Below are 19,206 nucleotides of genomic sequence, written 5' to 3'. Positions count from 1 at the left end.
GCGCATGTCCGAGGTCGAATTCCAAGACATGCTGACACGCGCGGCTGAAGCAGGGGCCAAGCGCGCGCTGGCCGACGCCGGGATCGATGGCAAGGACGCCGCCCTCGATATTCGCGATCTTCGCTCGCTGCTCGACTGCATCCGCTTCGTGCGGCGCACAGCCGTTCAGACAGCGGTCCATCTCATCACCACTGGCGTAATGCTGGCGCTCCTTGCTGGGATTGCGCTGAAGCTCAAGATCTTCGGTGGATCGCCGTAGACCAATTCAAACATTCACCCGCTCACCACACCCGCCCTCCGAGGCGGGTTTTTCGTTTCTGGAGGACCTGATGACCACGACCTTTTACGAGCACTGGCGCGACGTGCCCGACGGCGCCTGGCGCTGGACCAACTTCTCGCCAGCGGAAATCGCCTGCCGTGGCACCGGCAAGCTGCTCATCAACGGCCCTGCGCTCGACAAGTTACAGGCGCTGCGCGACCGTCTGGGGAAGCCGCTGATCGTCCGTTCCGCCTATCGCAGTCCTGAACACAACCGCGCCGTCGGCGGCGCCACCCGATCAAAGCACATGGATGGTGCGGCCTTCGACATCGCGATGTCAAACCATGATCCGGTTGCCTTCGAGGCGGAGGCACGGGAGGTCGGTTTCCTCGGCTTCGGCTTCTATCCGCGATCCGGGTTCATGCATGTCGATATTGGCCCGGCGCGGCATTGGGGTGAGAGGTTCCCCATCCGGGCGACGGCTTTCGCCGAGGAAACCCAGCCCGCGCGCGAGGTCTTGGCCGATAGCCGCACCATGAAAGGTGGCGGAGCGGCCGGAGTGGCGACGCTGGGTGCGGCAGGCGTGGAGGTTACGCAGCAGGTGCTGTCTGAAACTCAGGAGGCGATCCTTCCGCTCGTCCCGTATCTCGATACGCTCCGCTGGGTGTTCATCGCCGTGGCACTCGTCGGCATCGCGGTCACAATCTATGCGCGCCTCGATGATTGGAAGCGGGGGCAGCGATGATCGCCACCATGCTGGGCCTAATCTCGGCAAGCCCACTGGCACGGGTCGCCCTGCGCTACGGTGCCATTGCACTCGCCATTATCCTGTTCCTGCTGTCGGTCCGCCGCACCGGTGAGCGCGTCGGTCGCCTGGCGGAACGCCTTGAAACCAGGGAGAAGACCAATGAAATCCAACGTCGGATGCTGGACGCTGTGGCTCGCCGTCCTCGTGATCGGGGCGAGCTGGTTGACCGGCTGCGCGACGGAGGGTTTTGAAGCGGGCGGGTTGGCGACATGTCCGCCGGTCGTGGAGTACAGTCGGGAGGTTCAGGCGCGAGCGGCCGAGGAATTGGCGGCGCTGCCGAATGGATCAGCCGTCGTCGAGATGTTGAGCGACTACGCCGTGATGCGGGAGCAGGCGCGCCTGTGTTCTCGTCCCTGATCAGAAGCGGACTCGCAGCTTCAAGGTCATGCGGCAGCGTAGCTGGTGAACACCTCGGTCGATCCGTCGCGCCGGATCAGGAACACATCGTAGGCTTCGCGTTCACTTTCCGGACCCATGCCGGGCGATCCGAAGGGCATGTCGGGCACTGCTAGGCCCACTGCGTCCGGACGCTCATCCAGCAGACGGCGAATGTCGGCAACAGGGACGTGGCCCTCGATTATGTAGCCATCGATCCGCCCAGTATGGCAGGAGACCATGTTCTGCGGGATGCCGTTGTCTATCTTGTAACGCCTCAGACGCGTACCGCTGCTCTCCTCGGTCGTGACATCAAAGCCGTCGTTCTCGAGTATCTCGATCCAGGCCGAGCAGCAGCCACAGTTTGGGTCCTTCATCACATGGATCGCCGGTCTGGTTTCAGCCATGGCGGGGACCCGCATGGTGACCGAAGCTGCAATCGCGCCGAGCATCAATTCGCGGCGAGAGATCCTGTATTCCACAGATATCACTCCTTCGTCGGGCCATTTCTGCCAGGTAACTCTCTGGAGAAACGAGCGTTTGCTTTCCTTACGCAGACAATCATACACAGCTTGTGCATTTCCTCAGATTTTCAAGTGATCACTTCTTCCTGAACAGGCCGAAATGGAACCGCTGCACGCCGCCCCTCGGCGTGTGGTGTTCGTGCGTCTGCGACCGGATCAAGCGGTAGTCTTGGCCGAGCAGTTTTGCCAGAAGCGTCGCGTCATAGCGGGCGACCGGCAGTCCGCTGCACCACTCCGGGCCATCTGGCGCGAAGGTACCGATGATGGCGTGAGCTCCGGGCTTGAGGGCCCGGTCCATAACCCGCAGATAGGCTTCCAGATCGGCGGTTTCGATCAGGAAGTGGAACGCAGCCCGGTCATGCCACACATCGAAGCTCCGCGAAGGTTGCCAATCGAGGACATCCGCCACAACCCATTCTACCGGGACGTCTTCAGTCAGCCGAGCGCGGGTATTTGCCAGGGCCGTCGCTGACAGGTCGAGCACGGTGATCCGGCGGAAGCCCTGTTCCAGCAGACAATCCACCAGCCGCGACGACCCGGCACCGACATCGACGATGGCGGCGTCGATGGTTGCCCCTGTCGCGGCGATCAAGTCGAGCGAGATCTGCGGGCGCTCCTCAAACCAGCTGGTCTCAGCATCGGCCTTGCTCTGGTAGACGTCTTCCCAGCGGTTCGATTTGTCGGTCATCGTTCCTCCCTCAGAGACCGATCCGCCGCAGTCGCAACGCGTTGGAGATGACCGAAACCGACGACAGGCTCATCGCCGCCGCCGCGATCATCGGCGACAGGAGAAGGCCGGTGACGGGGTAGAGCAGTCCTGCTGCGATGGGGACTCCAAGCGCGTTGTAAGCGAAGGCGAAGAACAGGTTTTGCTTGATGTTGCGCAAAGTGGCGCGTGCGAGCTTGCGCGCCCGGACGATGCCCATCAGGTCGCCGCCCAGCAGGGTGATGCCGGCACTTTCCATCGCCACATCCGCGCCCGTGCCCATGGCGATGCCGACATCCGCGGCGGTCAGCGCGGGCGCGTCGTTTACCCCGTCGCCCGCCATCGCGATCTTGTGGCCCTCTCGGCGCAACTTGTCGATCAGGTTCTTCTTGGCTTCGGGCAGCACGCCCGCGCGCACCTCGTCGATCCCGAGTTTGCCCGCCACCGCCTGCGCCGTGCGCTCGTTATCGCCGGTCGCCATAATGACCCGCAGACCCTGGGCATGAAGTTCGCGGATCGCCTGTGCGGTCGAGTCCTTGATCGGGTCGGCGACCGCCACGATGCCGACGAGCGCGCCATCGAGAGCGACGAACATCGCCGTCTTGCCCTCGGCGCGCAGGGTGTCGGCCTTCGCCTCGGCTGCGCTCGTGTCCAGACTCATCTCCCTCATCATTGCCGCATTGCCGAGCGCCACGGCACGGCCGCCGACCGTGCCGCGCACGCCCTTGCCGGTGACAGCATCGAAATCTGTGGCTTCCTCCCGCGGGGCCCCTTGTGCTTCTGCCCCCTCGACGATCGCCTCGGCTAATGGGTGTTCAGAACCGCGCTCCAGCGCCGCCGCCAGCGACAGCAGGGCGGCCTCGGGAACGTCCGCCAGCGCCACGGTGTCAGTCAGCTTCGGCTTGCCCAAGGTCAGAGTGCCGGTCTTGTCCACGATGAGCGTATCGAGGGCCGCCATGCGTTCCAGCGCCTCGGCGTCCTTGATCAGTACGCCCGCCTGTGCCCCGCGTCCTGCTGCCGTTGTGATCGAGATCGGCGTGGCCAGCCCAAGCGCGCACGGGCAGGCGATGATCAGGACGGACACCGCCGAAGCGATCGCGAAGACCAGCGCGGGCTCGGGGCCGACGGTCAGCCAGACGATGAAGGCGACGACGGCTATGGCGACCACGGTCGGCACGAATACCGCCGACACCCGGTCAGCCAGACCCTGGATCGGCGCGCGCGAGCGGCGCGCGTTCGACACCATGGCCACGATCTGCGCCAGCACGGTGTCCGACCCGACCTTGCCCGCCTCCATCACCAGAGAGCCGTTCTTGTTGATGGTCGCACCGGTCACCGCATCGCCCGGGCCCTTTTCGACGGGCATCGACTCGCCGGTCAGCATGCTTTCGTCCAGCGACGAGCGGCCGTCGATCACGGTTCCGTCGACCGGGACCGCGTCACCGGGGCGCACGCGCAGCCGGTCGCCCTCCATGATGTTCTCCAGCGGGGCGTCATATTCGGTACCGTCTGGCAGGATACGCCGTGCGGTCTTCGGCGCCAGATCCAAAAGCGCGCGGATCGCATCCCCCGTGCGCTCGCGCGCCCGAAGTTCGAGAACCTGGCCCACGAAAACCAGCGTCACGATCACGACCGCTGCTTCGAAGTAGGTGCCGACGCCGTGGCCCATCCGGTACTGTTCCGGAAACACCCCCGGCAGGAACGTGGCGACGAGCGAGTAAAGGTATGCCGCCGCCACGCCGATGCTGATCAGCGTCCACATGTTCGGGCTTCGGTTCACGATCGAATCCCAGCCGCGCCGGAAGAACGGCAGCGCCGCCCAGAGGATGATGGGCGTGGCCAGCAAAAACTCGAGATAGCTGGCCGTCTGATGCCCGATCCAGTCGCGCACCGGCAGCGCCACCAGTTCACCCATCGTCAGGATAATAAGCGGCACCGCGGCGGCAGCCGAGATCCACATCCGGCGTGTGAAGTCTGTCAGCTCCTCGCTGGGCTCGTCGGAGGGCACCATCGGTTCCAGCGCCATGCCGCAGATCGGGCATGACCCCGGCGCATCCCGAACAATCTCGGGGTGCATCGGACAGGTGTACTGGACGTTGGCCGGTGCGGCCTTCTTTTGTCGGGCGGCCCTTCCCGAGGCATAGAACCACGGATCCGCCGTGAACTTCGTCTGGCATTTCTCCGAACAGAAATGGAAGGGCTCGCCCTGGAACTCGGCGTGACGTCCATCGGGCTTGACTGCAACCGTCATCCCGCAGACCGGGTCCTTCGCCGTCTCGGCCCCCGAGGGCACGTCGGGTGCCGCGTGGTGGTGATCGTGTTCCATGGTCTGTGCGCCTTTTGGTCTTTTTCTCAGCTTGCCACCTCCAGCGGTTGGAAGGTCAAGCCCATTTCAATCTTGGTCGGGAAGGCTCTCTTCAGGCTATCTCCGCATCGCCACCCAGAGCAGCGGTAGGCCCGTCACGAGGCCGAGACCGAGCACTGCCCAAGTCGCGCGCCCAAAGTCTCCGCTGACCGCCTCACCCCCGAAATGGGCGAGCAGGAAGCTTGCCGGAATGATGCCGGCCAGCGTCGCGAGGGCGAACCGCCAAGCGTGCAGGCGACTGAGCCCCGCAGCGTAGCTGATCATATCGAAAGACACGAACGGCATCAGGCGGCTGGCGAAGACCGTCGCGGTCAACGCGGTCTGCGAGCCGAGCAGCCCGGCATCGACGCGGTCACCAAAGACCCGTCGCAGGACATCATGCCCCAGAACTCTCGCGAGGCCGAACGCGATCAGTGCCCCGAGTTCCGCGCCGATCACGACCTGCACCGTTCCCCAGACATGCCCGTAGGCCGCACCGGCGGCCAGCGCGATGGGCGCGCTCGGGATCGGGCTGGCCACGACTGCGAGGGTCATGAGCGTGACGATCAGAACCGGCCCCCAGATCCCGGCGCGCGCCACCAGCATTTCCAGACGTTCGCCGTCCATCAGGTCGGGTGCCAGGTCGAAAGCAGAAGGCGCGAACAGCCAGGCACCGAGCACGGCGATCCCGAGGATCGCCATCACCACGAGGATGATTGCGCGCAACCCCACCTCAGATCGAGGCAACGGCCTTCGCGAGAAGGTCTCGGACCTGGCCCGCAACAGCCGTAAGTTCGCTGTTCTCGATCGCCTGCATCGACGCGACCGGGTCGATGGCGCTGACCTCGACGGCATCCTCGATCTCGCGCAGGATGACGTTGCACGGCAGCATCGCACCCACACGCGGCTCGATCCCGATGGCGTGATGCGCCATCTTCGGATTGCAGGCTCCGAGGATGCGATAGGCCGGCATCTCGACATCCAGCTTCTTCTTCATCGTCGCCTTGACGTCGATCTCGGTCAGCACGCCGAAACCCTGATCCGCCAGCGCCTTGCGCGCACGAGAGTCAATGTCGTCAATACCTGCGCCGGAGATCACGCGATTGATCGTGTAGGTCATTGCGAAGTCCTTTTTCCTATTTCCGAAGATATTTGATCAGCGCCGCTATGGCCAAAACCACCAGCACAAGGATCAACAGGCCGAACAGCCAGCCAAACCCCATTCCGAAACCCATTCCGAAGCCCATGTCGTTCCAATTCATCTTCTCGTCCTCCTAGGTTGCACCCCTAAGGGGCGCCTAATAAACAGGCCTCACTACTGCATGCGCAGTATAGCATAGGATCGGTGTCTGGACGGCGGGGCGCCCTTTCCGGCTTCCGCCTATTGTCGAAGAAGTTTGATCGGTGCCTCTATGGCCAAGATCACCAGTACGAGGATCAGCAGGGCGCGGAGCCAGTCAAGGCCCATACCGGTTCCCGTGTCGTTCCAATTCGTGTTCCCTTCCTTACGGGCAGTTGCTGCACGTTGCGCTGCGTCGTCGGCTGTTGCAGCAACATTGGGCAGCAAAGCATCTCAGAACTGATCGGCGTCGACATCGACGATGGACAGTAAGGGTACATGAACGAGGTCGCGCAGCGCATCGGCTGTGTGTTTTCGTCACCTCATTCGCAATGTGAGCCAAATCAGAAGCGAGATGCCGAGTATCGCCGAGAGCGCCGATCCGCCGAGAATACCCAACTTTGCCGCATTCAGGACGGGACTGTCGAATGCGAGTCCGGCGATGAACAGCGACATCGTGAAACCGATCCCCGTCAGAAAAGAGCCGGCCAGAATGAAAGGCCACGACAAGCCCGGCGCGAGTGCCGCTAGGCCGGATCGTACGGCAATCCAGCTGAACCCGAAGACGCCGATCGGTTTTCCCAACACGAGGCCGACAATGATCGCCAGCGAGACCGGTTGTACGAAATCGACACCCTGAATCGTGATGCCGGCATTTGCCAGTGCGAAGATCGGCATGATTGCAAAGCCGACCCAGGGGTGCAGCATCATCTCGAGCCGTTCGACTGGGGAGAGCGACTCAGTGACCGCTCTGCCAGCTTGACGCAGGTCGCGGTGGCTTGCGGCATCTCCTTGTCGACGTTCGCCGGTCGGAACGGCGAGTACTCGCCCAAGGATCTCACGCAGGCGGGCATCGCTCACCCATATGCGCGTTGGCGTCATCAGGCCCAGAATGACGCCTGCAATAGTCGCGTGGACGCCGGAAGCGTCGAAGCATAACCAGACTGCCGCTCCCAGAAGGAAATAGACCGGTACGCTTCTGATCCCGAGGCGCGACGCGCCCGCGACGATACCAATCCCCAGAAAGCCCAATCCGAGAGCCGACCAGTTCAACGCCTCACCGTAACCGAAGGCGACCACAAGGATTGCACCGACGTCGTCAAAGATGGCCAGAGACAGCAGAAACAATCGCAAGGTGGGCGGGATCCGGCTTCCGAAGAGCGCCAGGCACCCGATCACGAAGGCCGTATCGGTTGCCATCACGGTTCCCCAGCCATGTATGCCGGGCTGGCCGGACATCAGCACAAGATACAGAGAGACCGGCACGACCATGCCACCCAGGGCGCCTGCGAACGGCAGGGCGGCCTGTCGAGGGTTTCGCAATTCGCCCAGCACCAACTCGCGCTTGAGTTCCAGAGAAAGCACGAAGAAGAAAAGGGTCATCAGACCGTCGTTGATCCAGTGCCGCAGAGAGCGGGTGAAATCCAACGAGCCGAATGTGAGGCCGATGGGGGTCTCCCAGAAACGAAGAAAGCCTTCTTGCCACGGCGAGTTGGCGAGCCCCAAAGCCAGCAGAACAGCCAGGAGCAGGAGGCTACCAGCTGCCGCTTCGATCTTCAGGAAGCGTGCGAAGGGTTTCGTTATGCTGTCGGCGGCCTCATGGGGCAGGCCTTGATGAGTATCGATCACGGGAGAAGCATACCTTTTCGGGTAGTGAGAAGCTATGCCATCGCAACGCGGATGCGTTGACCACGAGAAGCAGTTGCCGGCGCCTCAGCCGCGTACCGGACGGCTCAGGCGGCAAGCGTCCGGGCCTCCGCGAATAAAAGAAATCTCCGGTGCTTCTCGTCTCATAGGTGCAGCCTTGCGCAGCGGAAGCTCCGCCAAAGTGTTATGCGCGTCGTCTCCCGCCGCCATCAGGCTCCGTATTCAGTGATAGCCAATCACTTGGCCCTCTACCTATTTCTTCTTGTGCTCGCCTAGATTGGTCAAGGTTTTGCCCTTCATGAAGTCGGCTGTTGCAACGACCTTTTCCTTCACCTTCTTAGGCTTTTTCGCTTCGCGGTTGCCGCGTTGCTTGTTGCCTTTGGTCATTTCCGTTTCTCCTATTGTGAATTATTGTGCTGACTAGATCGGCGTTCATGTCCATCGGGAATGTGATTTCTCGTCCCGAGGCTCCTGCGCACAGGCCCCGCCCATTCACATCATTCCGCCCATTCCACCCATTTCGTTACCGGCGCCGCCCTTTTCGGGCTTTTGCGCGACCATCGCCTCGGTCGTGATCAATAGCCCGGCAATAGACGCGGCGTTTTCCAGTGCGATCCGGACGACTTTCGTCGGATCGATGACGCCGGCCTTCAGCATGTCGCCGTATTCTTCGGCTTGCGCGTCGAAACCGAAGCTCCGGCTGTCGTTCTCGATGACCTTGCCAACGACAACCGATCCGTCGACCCCGGCATTTCCGGCAATCTGGCGTAGCGGTGCCTGGATTGCGCGCCGGACGATCTTGATGCCGGCATTCTGATCGCCGTTCTCGCCCTTCAGCGTCGCCAGCACCTTGCCGGCATGAACCAGGGCCACGCCGCCGCCGGGTACGACACCTTCCTGAATCGCAGCGCGGGTGGCGTTCAGCGCGTCGTCGACGCGGTCCTTGCGCTCCTTCACCTCGATCTCAGTTGCCCCGCCGACCCGGATCACGGCAATGCCGCCGGCAAGCTTGGCGAGCCGTTCCTGTAGTTTCTCCTTGTCGTAGTCCGAAGTGGTCTCCTCGATCTGCGCCCGGATCTGGTTGACGCGCGCCGCGATCGCGTCCTTGGCTCCGGCACCGTCGATGATCGTCGTGTCATCCTTGGTGATTGTGACCTTTCTGGCGGACCCGAGCATGTCCATGGTGACATTCTCCAGCTTGGTGCCCATTTCCACGGAAATCACCTGACCGCCCGTCAGCACGGCTATGTCTTCCATCATCGCCTTGCGGCGGTCTCCGAAGCCGGGTGCCTTGACGGCCGCCACCTTCAATCCGCCGCGCAGTTTGTTGACGACCAGCGTCGCCAGCGCCTCGCCCTCGATATCCTCGGCCACGATCAGCAGTTGCTTCTCGGCCTGAATCACTGCCTCCAGCAACGGCACCATGGATATGAGAGAGGTCAGCTTTTTTTCGTGAAGCAGGACGACGCAGTCATCCAACTCGACGACCATTTTCTGAGCGTTCGTGACGAAATAGGGGCTCAGATAGCCGCGGTCGAACTGCATGCCTTCGACCACTTCGGTCTCGGTCTCCAACCCTTTGTTTTCCTCGACGGTGACTACGCCTTCCTTGCCGACCTTGGCCATCGCGTCGGCAATCTGCCGACCGATCTCGACTTCTCCATTGGCTGAAATGGCCCCGACCTTGGCGATCTCGTCGCTGTCGCCGACCGGTCTGGACATGCTCTTGATCTCGGCCACGACCGCAGCGACGGCTTTGTCGATCCCGCGTTTGAGATCCATCGGGTTCATGCCGGCGGCGACGGCCTTCATACCCTCTTTGACGATGGCTTGCGCCAGAACGGTCGCGGTTGTGGTGCCGTCGCCAGCCTCGTCGTTCGTGCGCTGCGCGACCTCTTTCACCATTTGCGCGCCCATATTCTCGAAATGGTCCGAAAGCTCGATTTCCTTGGCGACGGTCACACCGTCCTTGGTGATGCGCGGCGCACCCCAGGATTTATCGAGAATGACGTTTCGGCCCTTGGGGCCGAGAGTGATCTTGACGGCATTTGCCAGCGTGTTGATGCCTTTCAGCATGCGGTCGCGGGCGTCGGTACTGAATCGAACTTCCTTGGCGGACATGATGTGAATTCCTGAGACTGAGGTTGGTTTGAAGTTTTGGACTCAGGCGATCACGCCGAGAATGTCGCTCTCCTTCATGATCAGAAGGTCTTCGCCATTGAGTTTGATCTCTGAGCCGGACCATTTTCCAAACAGGATCCGGTCGCCGGCTTTGACGTCCATCGGGATGCGCTCGCCGTCCTCGCGCCTTCCCCCGGCACCAACGGAGACAACTTCGCCTTCTTGAGGCTTCTCCTTGGCAGTATCGGGAATGATGAGGCCGCCCTTGGTCGTCTCGTCGCCTTCAATGCGACGAACAAGAACCCGGTCGTGGAGTGGAGTGAATGACATCGACGTGCTCCTTGTCGAGGTTTCGTTGGCGAAGCGGGTCGGGTCAAATGCTTGGCTGCGTTGCGCGCAAGTCCGCGGTATCCTATTCGGTCTCCACTCCGAGAATTCGGATCGACACCGCCGCCCGAGCGGTTCACGGGCGTCGAACAGAGTTCCCGCCAGCGATGATCGCGTTGATCAATTCGGCGACGGCCCGGTGGCTTTCTATTTCGAGTTCGGTACCGACCGCGTTCTCATGGGTCGCCGCGGCGTCGCGAAGAACCCCCACGATCTCATGCTCCGGCAGCAACCCGCGATCGTTCATGGCAAGCAGGAGCGCCTCGCAGATCGATAGGGCGGCCTGGCCTGCATGTTCGCTTGCGGTGGACATCTGAGTTTCCTTCCTTGGCATCGTGAACCTGAGAGAAGGTGAGATTCAGATGCATCCGTACATCTCGCAGGAATTGCTCTATGCTGGACTGATCCAGAGCAGTGTCCGAGCCGATTTCTGCTCTTGGGTCACGACACGCCGGGAGGCCACATGACATCAGTTGAACACAGCCCCCTGACCCGCAAACTTTCGGCCTTTGTCGCTTTGTCAAAGGCGGAGTTGGATGTGCTCGAGCGCCTGCACCAACGTCGCCGCTCCTTCGTTGCGGGGCGTGATATGGTGCATCAGGGCCAGTCGACTCAGGCCGCCTATATTCTATCCGCAGGTTGGGTCTGTTCCTACAAGCTCCAGCCTGACGGGACACGCCAGATTGTCGATTTTCAGGTGCCTGGAGATTTCCTCGGCTTGCGCAGCTTGCTGTTGCGCACCTCGGATCACAGTTTCGAACCTATCGTGGAAATTGAGGCCGCTGAAGTGTTGAAGAGCGACCTTCTTGATGCGTTCGCGCAGACGCCGCGCCTGGCGACAGCCATTCTCTGGGCGGCGTCGCGGGACGAGGCAATGGTGGTCGAACACCTTGTCGGGATCGGCCGGCGCGACGCGGACGCCCGCATGGCGCATTTTCTGCTGGAGTTGGGATCGCGGCTTGCGCTGGTGGGCATGGGGACTGAGGATGGGTATGATTGCCCGCTGACGCAGTATCACCTCGCCGATACGTTGGGGTTGAGCGCAGTCCATGTGAACCGCGTCCTGCGGCAGCTTCGCGAGAGTGGACTGGTCACCTTTCGGGACGGCCGCGTTACGCTTCACGACTATGGCGGGCTGGTGGATCTTGCCGGGTTCGATCCGGCATATCTCGACCAGACCGGGCCGCTCCTGAAATGAGAGGGCCGCCCTCCGCAAAGCGAGGGGCGGCCAAGGTTTGCATCAGGTGTCGGATGTCACGAGAGCTTCTCGCTCGCCGCATCGAGTTCCTTGTTGGTCTCGGCGTCGTTCTTCGCGGTGTTGGCCTTCTCGGCTGCCTGGTAATGCTTCAGAGCAGCGTCCTTCTTCGGGCCGGAGGGCGCCTTGTCCCACGCGGCCTTCATGGAGGTCATCTTCTCGGCAGTCTTGTTCTGTTCGGGAGTCATTGGAATTGTCCTTTCCTGGACACTCCGAGAATAAGAAGCGTGTCGACATGCCGACCTTTTTTGGGATCGACACGTCCACACGCTTCTCGGGTACTCGGAAAAAGATGCGCCACCAAATATTCGGCGGGCACGTCTCATCTAACCGTGCCAGGGCCTCGCCGCACTGACGCAGGTTAGTCCCGGCGCCCGCGGCAGGTCGATTGCCTCTGCGGTTCTTAAATCACCACAGTTTGCTGGTGGGAAATCCTCAGCCAGGTGTCCTCATCGTTGAGGTACGTTGAGGCGCAAAGCGCTTTGTAGATCGGCACGTCGGTTTTTTCAGCCGAGACCCGGTAAGTGAGGATCGCGATGTCACCGCATCGCGTCACGCGCCGTTCGGCCATGACGACGGAACGCCAGCCGGTCCTTTCGCGAAGATGGGGCCAGATCTGGTCGCCCTGGAGGATGCCGGGCGGATAGGGGAAGACCATAACTGCGTTGGTTGCTGTGGTCGCCTGCGCACTGTCGGCGCCGCTGGTCCAGAACTGTTCCTCCATGTCCCAGAGTTTGCCCTGTTCGTGTGGAGAAAGCGTACCGGACTTGTGTGCCGCATGGGCCGGTCTCCTCGCGGTCGCGGTTGATACGGTCATTCGCCTGACCCCGACCCGCCAACCATGAACATCTGAAACAGCACAAAGATGATCGCGAACACGGCCCAGATCGCGCCGCTTCCTCCCGGGCGCCCGTGGGCGCCCGTCGAGGCAGCTCGCTTCAGGCTACCTGACGCCCGGCCTTCGGGAAGCAGCTCGCTCAAGTCTCGTGCGATCTTGCCGTGATCGCTGGCGAGCGCGGGAACGTCCCGAAATCGGGCAAGCAGCGTTCCCAAGCGTGCCTGCGCGGCGTCGTGCCCCAGCATGACCAGTTCAGCGGTTTCGTTCCATGGATCGAGGCCAAGCCGCGCGAGCGTGGAGAGCACAGTCACGGCATAGCCGTTCCGGTCCTCGCCGACGTATGCCTGGAGAAACCGATCGAACTCGGGCGGGTGCGGGTTGAGAACATTGTTGTCGGCCATCGCCAATCCTTTCAAGGGTTGCAGGAACGCAGATCGCTCCTGTTTCCCAAAGGATACGCGCAGGTCGGTCTCGCCGCCCTTACACAGGTCAGTGTGGGCGACTTCCCAAAGGACGGGGTCGCAGCCGGTTCGGTGCCCGGGACTAACATGCGTCAGCACCAGTCGGACGATCCCGAGGTACAAGACACTCAATCGTTCGACTGGTCCGTCCCGCATTCCAAGGGGCCGTCAACAGTGGTGAGCGACGGATCTGCCAACATCGCGGAGACCAGAGATGAACATGCGGTCGACCAGATCGACGGTGACGTTTTCAAACCCGTTCACCTTGCCGGGATACCCGGGCGATCTGCCTGCGGGAGACTATGATGTTCTCGTCGAAGAGGAGCTTCTCCAGGGGCTGAGCTTCGAGGCCTATAGACGGACGGCGACCTACCTGACGGTGCGCGGAAGGGGCGGTCATGCGGGGCGAATTGAACTCCGGGTGATATCCGAGCGCGACCTGAAAGAGGCGCTGGGCCGGGATGCGGCCACAACCGAAACGAACAATCACAGCGAGGCGGCGCTTTCTCCGCAGGAGGACTTGAAATGAATACTCCCGAATGGCTCAAACCCGGCATCTATGGTGCCGTGATCGGTGCTGTCTTTGTCGGTGTCGTCGGATTCACATGGGGCGGCTGGGTGACCGGCGGCACCTCGAATGACCGGGCGGTGGCGATGTCACGTAACGATGTCGTCGCCTCAATGGTACCGGTCTGCCTCGACATGGCGCGGTCAGACCCGGCTCGGGTGGACAAGCTTGCAACGATCCGGGCAGCTTCAACCTACCAGAAGCGCGACGCTCTCATGACAGCCGGCTGGGCGACGATGCCAGGAACCGATGCCCCAGACCGAGACATTGCGCAAGCCTGCCTGAAGGAACTGGACCTCTGAGGTCATGCCGTTCAGAGCCGACGATGTGATGGCGCAAAACGGGTCGCACCGTCAAACGCGCGAGCCAGGCATCGCCCCGAGTGCCAAAACCGAGATAGGAGCTTGCGATGCCTTCTGATGATAATGGACCGGAAGATCGCGGGCCTTGGAAAAACAAGCAGACCCGCGTTCCCCCTGAGGTTGATGCAATTCTCAGGCGGGGCCGGGATCGGCTGCACGGCATCCTGCCGGACGGTCTGCCACCGGTGAAGCGTCTTGCAATCGGGGCCGCCATTGCGCTTGCGGCGTTTGGGGCGTGGACCTCATATTACACGGTGCCGAGCGACTCCGTCGCAATTGTCCAACGGTTCGGGAAGTACGCGGCCGAGGTCCCTCCGGGGCTGCACTTCAAGATCCCGTTCGGGATTGACGTGACCACGTTGGTCCCGGTCAAGCGCCAGCTGAAACAGGAGTTCGGGTTCACGACTCCGGGTGCCTCCGATCCCTATCAGAGCCCGACGGACGGTCGCCGCGAGACCGAGATGGTGACTGGCGATCTCAACGCCGCGCTCGTGGAGTGGGTGGTGCAGTACCGGATTTCCGAACCTCGGAAATTTCTGTTCGAGGTGCGTGAGCCGAGCGCGACCCTGCGTTACGTCTCGGAGTCCGTCATGCGTGAAGTCGTGGGAGACCGCACAGTCGACGAGGTGATCACCGTCGGGCGTCAGGAAATCGAAAGCGAAGCCCTGCTGAAAATGCAGGCGCTCGCGACCAAGTACGCGATGGGTATCAGCATCGATCAGGTACAGCTGAAGAACATCAATCCGCCCCAACCCGTTCAGGCCTCGTTCAACGAGGTCAATCAGGCGCAGCAAGAAAAAGAGCGGATCATCAACGAGGCCCGCCGCGAATACAACCGCGTCATACCTCTGGCCGAAGGCGAAAAGGACCAGCGGATCCGCGAAGCCGATGGCTATCGCTTGAGGAGGATCAATGAAGCCGAGGGCGATGCGGCCCGATTCACGGCCCTCCTGACGGAATACCGTCTGGCGCCCGAAGTTACCCGGCGCCGGATCTACATCGAAACCCTTCAGGATGTTCTGCCGGGAATTGGTTCCAAGATCATTGTCGACGGGTCCACGGCAAACATCCTCCCGCTTTTGAACCTTGATCGACAGACAGGAGAGCAACGATGAAGACCCTTTCGCTTATTGCCTCGGGGATTGCGGTTGCCGGGGTCGTCGCTGCGTCATCCGCCGTCTACACGGTCGGCGAGGTCGAACAGGCCATCATCACCCAGTTCGGCAAGCCGGTCGGCGCGCCGATCACTGAGGCTGGTCTCAAGATAAAACTCCCCTTCGTTCAGGAAGTTAACCGGATCGACAGCCGGGTTCTGGAGTGGGACGGCTCGCCATCGGACATGCCCACCAAAGACAAGCTCTATATCTCGGTCGATCTCTTCGCGCGCTGGAAGATCACCGATCCTCTGCAGTACTTTCTGCGCCTGCGCGACGAGCGCAGCGCCCAGTCGCGCCTCGATGATATCCTCGGTAGCGAGACGCGGAACGCCGTCGCCAAGCACGAACTTATCGAGATTGTGCGCACGACCAGGGGCCGGACGCCGCTTCGGGACACGCTTCTGACTGATCAGGAGCTTGCGCAGGACATTGGCGCACTGGTTCCTATCACGAAGGGGCGGGCGCTGGTCGAGCAGCAGATCTTCGAGGCGGCGGCGGAGAAGGTGCGCGTCTTCGGGATTGAGCTTCTCGACATTCGTTTCAAGCGCATAAACTACAATGAGAGCGTGCGACCCAAGATTTATGACCGCATGATCTCGGAGCGGCGACAGATCGCCGAAAGATTCCTGTCCGAAGGCAACGGTGAAGCGGCCCGTATTCAAGGCAATAGGGTGCGGGATCTGAACAAGATCCAGTCCGAAGCCTATCGCGCCGTCGAGGAAATCCGCGGTGCCGCCGATGCCGCAGCGGCAGCAATCTATGCGGGCGCCTACAATGTCGATGCCGTTTCGGTCGAATTCTACGATTTCACCCGAACCATGCAGGCCTACAGCGACATGATTTCCGACGACACGACGCTTGTCCTGACGACGGACAGCGATCTGTTCCAGTTCCTGCGCGGCATGCAGGGAGAGGCAGACCCAATCCGGGATCCAGGCAGCGTTCCAAGCGACGGTGGCGTGGCGTCAATCGGCAGGGCCCGACCAGCGCAAGCCCCCGCGACGCCAATCGTGACACAGACGGAGGTCGAAGCAGGCCGATAGGTTCATGGTGGAAGGTTTCAAGCATGAATTGAGGGTATCAATCAGGAAGCACGTCAATGACATCTGGACCACCGAGGTCGGCTTCTTTCCGCTTCTGAGCAAGACACAACCACTTAATTTCCGTGCCCCTAACCTGCGTCAGCGCACGATTTGCGCTTGGCTGGTAGGAGGATAGCAAGAGCTGGATCGCGACGAGGCGGTAGCCTGCCTGGCCACACTCGTACGCACGACATCCAGCGTCCCACAGTGCAGCGTGAAGGATGATAAGCCATGACATCAGTGAAACATCTTACCAGGACGGCAGCAGAGACGACCAATCTCGAACGGCGCGTGTTGGCTCATGAACGGATCCTACAGGCCCTGATCGCCTACATGGCCCGTACCGAGCCGCGTTTCGTCGACCATCTGCGAGAACGGTTCGTGGAACCGATGCGTATGGTGCAGCACGAACACGATTACCGCGAAACCGATGATTATGCGGAAGAATTCATTCGCGCCGTGATGCTTCTCGTAGAGGAGCGCGCGCCTATCGCGAACGAGCCCAAATTGACCGACAAGAAACCCGTGTCGCCGAAAGGCGGAGGAGAACAGGGGTCTTCCATGAACCGGCCAACGCAGCGCGGTGGGGTTCAGGTCAACGAAAGAAACGGCATCTGGGAGGTGCAGGTCGATGGCAAGTTCCTCGGCGACTACCACCAGAAGGAACATGCTCTTGCCGCTGCGGCCCTGCACAGGTTGTCGCCCCGATGACCGGTCGCACTCATCGGACAGTTCCGCTGGACTTCGCGATCCAGGTGGCCGAGAACGAAGGCATGCCAACGAGACCGAATTCCAGGGGCTCCCCGCCACCGCCCGCGCCCACGCGACGGCTGACTGGAACGCTCACGCTTGGGCTATCGAAGACTCGCGCGGCAACCGGCGGACTACGGTCCGCCAAGGAGCAAGCGGCGATGAGACACCCGCTGGCAAGGTTGATCTCGAGGCTGGCCATCGTGGCTGGAGTGATAGCGTCACTGGCCTTCCCCGTCCTTGCGCAGGCTGGCACCGGCCCAATGCCTCGGACGCTCATCCTTGCAAGATGATCATGACATGACCAGGCGCGGCCGTTTGTCCGGCATGCGGGTCAGCATCGGGTGCCGTCTGCGCTACAGCTTCCCGCAGCCGACGCCACTGATTGCGATGCTGAACGTCCACTACTCGCGTTTTGGCGATCTGGAACGTGCCGATTACCTCGTGACGTCGCCAAGCGTGCCGCTCGAAAGCTACCGGGATGGCTTCGGCAACTGGTGTACACGCGTCCTGGCCCCGGAGGGCGACTTCCGCCTGTCGACGGATGGCATCTTCCGCGACACGGGCCAGCCTGATCCCTCCATGCCCGGCGCGCGGCAGCACGCGGTTCAGGATCTGCCGTTCGAGACCCTCGTGTTTCTGCAGGGCAGCCGGTATTGCGACACCGACCTTCTTTCGGAGGAGGCGTGGCGCCTTTTCGAGACCACGGATCCCGGATGGTCACGCGTCCAGGCGATCTGTGATTTCGTGCATGGACATGTCCGCTTCGACTACATGCAGGCGAAGGCGACGCGCACCGCATCGCAGACCATGGCCGAGCGACAGGGTGTCTGCCGAGACTTCGCCCATCTCGCCATCTCCCTGTGTCGTTGCATGAACATTCCGGCCCGCTACTGCACCGGATACCTGAGCGACATCGGTGAACCTCTCCCTTATCCACCCGGGGATTTTGCCGCGTGGATGGAGGTCTTTCTCGCTGGTGAATGGCACATGTTCGACCCGCGGAACAACAAGCCGAGGTTTGCGAGAATCCTGATCGCGCGCGGTCGCGATGCTGCCGATGTCCCTCTGACCCAGACATTCGGCCAGAACACTTTGATGGAATTCAAGGTTTGGACAGATGAACTGGCCTGACTGACCTCGGCCTCTTTTTCGATGCACCATCGCAATTCGGGTCGCCAGCCCCCATATATACAGTACCGATGCGAGGTATCCCGGTCCGACATGGACGAGGAGTTGGCCTCGGAAAATCAAAGGATCGATGAAATGTCCTTCAAGGACCTGACCGCCAGGGCTGCGGCTGCGTTAAAGCCGAAGCCTGCGAAAACAGCAACGACCCCTGCCAAGGAGACCGAGCCCAAGGCCGCTAACAAGGAAGCACCCGCGAAGTCCAAGACATCTTGAGACCTACACAGGTTACGCGCCTCATTCCTGTGATGGACGCGGACCATCCACAGCAACAAGGGAAAGGAACGCGCCAATGGAAGATCTGACGAGCAAGACCATTGCGGTTTTTTCCAGGCCCTTCACCGTTCCTGGCTTTGACGAGACGCTCCCGGCGGGAGAGTACGAGATCGAAACGGAGTTGGTTTCACCCCCGGATCAACAGGATCCCGCAGCCTGGAAAGCCTCCGTCCTTGTGAAGCTTCATCCCCGGATATCTCATCCGGGACTTGCGCGGACTTTGACCGTTTCCCTTGTCGACCTGGACCATGCCCGCGCCAGGGACAAGCTGACAGGCAGAGCGTTGACCGACTTCTTCCTTGAGGAAATGCTGGCTGATCCGATGGTGCGCCTCGTGATGGAGGCCGACGGGGTCTCCGAGGCGCACCTGCGACATCTTTATTCCGGGTCTGGGACGTCCGATCCGAACCTGGCCGCGCCGCCTTCGAAGACGACCGCCCGAGGAGCGCGGGACGAAGAGTCCATCCAGACCGCCGAAAACGAAGGCATGCCTACGCGACCGGACTCACCGCCGTCCTTGCGCACCCGTCTGGCTGCGGGGAAAACGTGATGGCGGACGAGGCCATCGCCGAAGGTGACGTACCGGACATCGCGACCCCAAGGGCCGTGGGTGATGTTCCGCAAGAACGCCGATGCCTGCGATGCGAAACCTCGTTCTGGAGCGAAGGCTTCGGAGAACGAATTTGTCGGCGCTGCAAGGGGTTGAATGCCTGGCGGAACGCCGCGCCCGTCAGCGCGGGCGCATCTCGCCGCCGCTGA

At 61.7% G+C, this 19,206-nt stretch carries 28 protein-coding genes; 14 read left to right on the top strand and 14 right to left on the bottom strand.

The window, feature by feature from the left end; all coding sequences use genetic code 11:
* The first annotated feature begins 4 nt into the window (after window positions 1–4).
* From E0501_RS20350 to E0501_RS21785, 4 genes are all read left to right on the top strand, one after another.
* Window positions 5–259 (top strand): DUF6127 family protein, encoded by a 255-nt coding sequence (locus E0501_RS20350; RefSeq protein WP_205123529.1) that lies wholly within the window; start codon window positions 5–7, stop codon window positions 257–259.
* Between the two features lie 70 nt (window positions 260–329).
* Window positions 330–1,004: a YcbK family protein gene (locus E0501_RS20345; RefSeq protein ID WP_137703248.1), complete on the top strand. Its 675-nt coding sequence runs from the start codon at window positions 330–332 to the stop codon at window positions 1,002–1,004.
* Window positions 1,001–1,258 (top strand): hypothetical protein, encoded by a 258-nt coding sequence (locus E0501_RS20340; protein ID WP_137703279.1) that lies wholly within the window; start codon window positions 1,001–1,003, stop codon window positions 1,256–1,258. The genes E0501_RS20345 and E0501_RS20340 overlap by 4 nt, the downstream gene beginning before the upstream one ends.
* Before the next feature lie 31 nt (window positions 1,259–1,289).
* Window positions 1,290–1,424: a hypothetical protein gene (locus E0501_RS21785; protein ID WP_328591488.1), complete on the top strand. Its 135-nt coding sequence runs from the start codon at window positions 1,290–1,292 to the stop codon at window positions 1,422–1,424.
* A 26-nt stretch (window positions 1,425–1,450) separates the two neighbouring features.
* Here the strand turns inward: E0501_RS21785 and E0501_RS20330 are convergent, their stop codons facing one another.
* The 11 genes from E0501_RS20330 to E0501_RS20285 all read right to left on the bottom strand — a co-directional run bounded on the left by E0501_RS20330 (window position 1,451) and on the right by E0501_RS20285 (window position 10,823).
* Window positions 1,451–1,894, bottom strand: coding sequence for a DUF411 domain-containing protein (locus E0501_RS20330; RefSeq protein WP_137703278.1), 444 nt, complete (start codon window positions 1,892–1,894; stop codon window positions 1,451–1,453).
* A gap of 148 nt (window positions 1,895–2,042) precedes the next feature.
* Window positions 2,043–2,654: a class I SAM-dependent methyltransferase gene (locus E0501_RS20325; protein WP_137703246.1), complete on the bottom strand. Its 612-nt coding sequence runs from the start codon at window positions 2,652–2,654 to the stop codon at window positions 2,043–2,045.
* Window positions 2,655–2,664: 10 nt separating this feature from the next.
* Window positions 2,665–4,998: a heavy metal translocating P-type ATPase gene (locus E0501_RS20320; protein WP_137703245.1), complete on the bottom strand. Its 2,334-nt coding sequence runs from the start codon at window positions 4,996–4,998 to the stop codon at window positions 2,665–2,667.
* A gap of 96 nt (window positions 4,999–5,094) precedes the next feature.
* Window positions 5,095–5,748 carry a TVP38/TMEM64 family protein gene (locus E0501_RS20315; protein ID WP_137703244.1) on the bottom strand — a complete coding sequence of 218 codons (654 nt, stop codon included), beginning with the start codon at window positions 5,746–5,748 and terminating at the stop codon, window positions 5,095–5,097.
* Window position 5,749: 1 nt separating this feature from the next.
* Entirely contained in the window at window positions 5,750–6,136 is a 387-nt protein-coding gene (locus E0501_RS20310; protein ID WP_137703243.1) for a DUF302 domain-containing protein, read from the bottom strand.
* 16 nt (window positions 6,137–6,152) lie between these two features.
* A complete protein-coding gene (locus tag E0501_RS21725; RefSeq protein ID WP_268888901.1) occupies window positions 6,153–6,278 on the bottom strand; it encodes a hypothetical protein in 126 nt (41 codons plus the stop codon).
* Window positions 6,279–6,673: 395 nt separating this feature from the next.
* Window positions 6,674–7,984, bottom strand: coding sequence for a Na+/H+ antiporter NhaA (gene nhaA, locus E0501_RS20300; RefSeq protein ID WP_137703241.1), 1,311 nt, complete (start codon window positions 7,982–7,984; stop codon window positions 6,674–6,676).
* Between the two features lie 270 nt (window positions 7,985–8,254).
* Window positions 8,255–8,389 (bottom strand): hypothetical protein, encoded by a 135-nt coding sequence (locus tag E0501_RS21720; RefSeq protein ID WP_268888900.1) that lies wholly within the window; start codon window positions 8,387–8,389, stop codon window positions 8,255–8,257.
* Between the two features lie 105 nt (window positions 8,390–8,494).
* Complete coding sequence (gene groL, locus E0501_RS20295) at window positions 8,495–10,123, bottom strand: chaperonin GroEL (protein ID WP_137703240.1); 1,629 nt, start codon at window positions 10,121–10,123, stop codon at window positions 8,495–8,497.
* Window positions 10,124–10,165: 42 nt separating this feature from the next.
* On the bottom strand, window positions 10,166–10,453 hold the full coding sequence (locus E0501_RS20290) for a co-chaperone GroES (protein WP_137703239.1): 288 nt from the start codon (window positions 10,451–10,453) through the stop codon (window positions 10,166–10,168).
* A 133-nt stretch (window positions 10,454–10,586) separates the two neighbouring features.
* Window positions 10,587–10,823, bottom strand: a complete 237-nt coding sequence (locus tag E0501_RS20285; protein WP_137703238.1) for a hypothetical protein — start codon at window positions 10,821–10,823, stop codon at window positions 10,587–10,589.
* A 150-nt stretch (window positions 10,824–10,973) separates the two neighbouring features.
* Between E0501_RS20285 and E0501_RS20280 the strand changes: the two genes are divergently transcribed.
* Window positions 10,974–11,708: a Crp/Fnr family transcriptional regulator gene (locus E0501_RS20280; protein WP_137703237.1), complete on the top strand. Its 735-nt coding sequence runs from the start codon at window positions 10,974–10,976 to the stop codon at window positions 11,706–11,708.
* 56 nt (window positions 11,709–11,764) lie between these two features.
* Here E0501_RS20280 and E0501_RS20275 read toward each other — a convergent pair whose 3' ends face one another.
* The 3 genes from E0501_RS20275 to E0501_RS20265 all read right to left on the bottom strand — a co-directional run bounded on the left by E0501_RS20275 (window position 11,765) and on the right by E0501_RS20265 (window position 13,004).
* A complete protein-coding gene (locus E0501_RS20275) occupies window positions 11,765–11,953 on the bottom strand; it encodes a hypothetical protein (protein ID WP_137703236.1) in 189 nt (62 codons plus the stop codon).
* A 215-nt stretch (window positions 11,954–12,168) separates the two neighbouring features.
* Window positions 12,169–12,582, bottom strand: a complete 414-nt coding sequence (locus E0501_RS20270) for a hypothetical protein (RefSeq protein ID WP_235857928.1) — start codon at window positions 12,580–12,582, stop codon at window positions 12,169–12,171.
* Window positions 12,579–13,004, bottom strand: a complete 426-nt coding sequence (locus tag E0501_RS20265; protein WP_137703234.1) for a hypothetical protein — start codon at window positions 13,002–13,004, stop codon at window positions 12,579–12,581. The genes E0501_RS20270 and E0501_RS20265 overlap by 4 nt, the downstream gene beginning before the upstream one ends.
* 280 nt (window positions 13,005–13,284) lie before the next feature.
* On the opposite strand from E0501_RS20265, the gene E0501_RS20260 reads away from it, so the two are divergent.
* From E0501_RS20260 to E0501_RS20220, 9 genes are all read left to right on the top strand, one after another.
* Window positions 13,285–13,593: a hypothetical protein gene (locus tag E0501_RS20260; protein ID WP_137703233.1), complete on the top strand. Its 309-nt coding sequence runs from the start codon at window positions 13,285–13,287 to the stop codon at window positions 13,591–13,593.
* Window positions 13,590–13,934: a hypothetical protein gene (locus E0501_RS20255; protein WP_137703232.1), complete on the top strand. Its 345-nt coding sequence runs from the start codon at window positions 13,590–13,592 to the stop codon at window positions 13,932–13,934. The genes E0501_RS20260 and E0501_RS20255 overlap by 4 nt, the downstream gene beginning before the upstream one ends.
* Window positions 13,935–14,041: 107 nt before the next feature.
* Window positions 14,042–15,109 (top strand): FtsH protease activity modulator HflK, encoded by a 1,068-nt coding sequence (gene hflK / locus E0501_RS20250; RefSeq protein WP_137703231.1) that lies wholly within the window; start codon window positions 14,042–14,044, stop codon window positions 15,107–15,109.
* The gene (hflC, locus tag E0501_RS20245; protein WP_137703230.1) at window positions 15,106–16,194 is read left to right on the top strand and encodes a protease modulator HflC; all 1,089 of its coding nucleotides are present in this window, start codon (window positions 15,106–15,108) and stop codon (window positions 16,192–16,194) included. Before hflK ends, hflC begins: the two co-directional genes overlap by 4 nt.
* A gap of 270 nt (window positions 16,195–16,464) precedes the next feature.
* The gene (locus E0501_RS20240; RefSeq protein ID WP_235857927.1) at window positions 16,465–16,944 is read left to right on the top strand and encodes a hypothetical protein; all 480 of its coding nucleotides are present in this window, start codon (window positions 16,465–16,467) and stop codon (window positions 16,942–16,944) included.
* Between the two features lie 366 nt (window positions 16,945–17,310).
* A complete protein-coding gene (locus tag E0501_RS20235) occupies window positions 17,311–18,117 on the top strand; it encodes a transglutaminase-like domain-containing protein (protein WP_193555918.1) in 807 nt (268 codons plus the stop codon).
* Between the two features lie 90 nt (window positions 18,118–18,207).
* Window positions 18,208–18,387 carry a hypothetical protein gene (locus E0501_RS20230; protein ID WP_137703229.1) on the top strand — a complete coding sequence of 60 codons (180 nt, stop codon included), beginning with the start codon at window positions 18,208–18,210 and terminating at the stop codon, window positions 18,385–18,387.
* Between the two features lie 76 nt (window positions 18,388–18,463).
* Window positions 18,464–18,997, top strand: a complete 534-nt coding sequence (locus E0501_RS20225; protein ID WP_137703228.1) for a hypothetical protein — start codon at window positions 18,464–18,466, stop codon at window positions 18,995–18,997.
* Window positions 18,997–19,206, top strand: coding sequence for a hypothetical protein (locus E0501_RS20220; protein ID WP_137703227.1), 210 nt, complete (start codon window positions 18,997–18,999; stop codon window positions 19,204–19,206). The genes E0501_RS20225 and E0501_RS20220 overlap by 1 nt, the downstream gene beginning before the upstream one ends.

It is taken from the genome of Marimonas lutisalis (assembly GCF_005434965.1).
Taxonomy (GTDB): Bacteria; Pseudomonadota; Alphaproteobacteria; order Rhodobacterales; family Rhodobacteraceae; genus Marimonas_A; species Marimonas_A lutisalis.
Note: the sequence above shows the minus strand (reverse complement) of the source record. Positions and strands in the feature narration are given on the sequence as shown.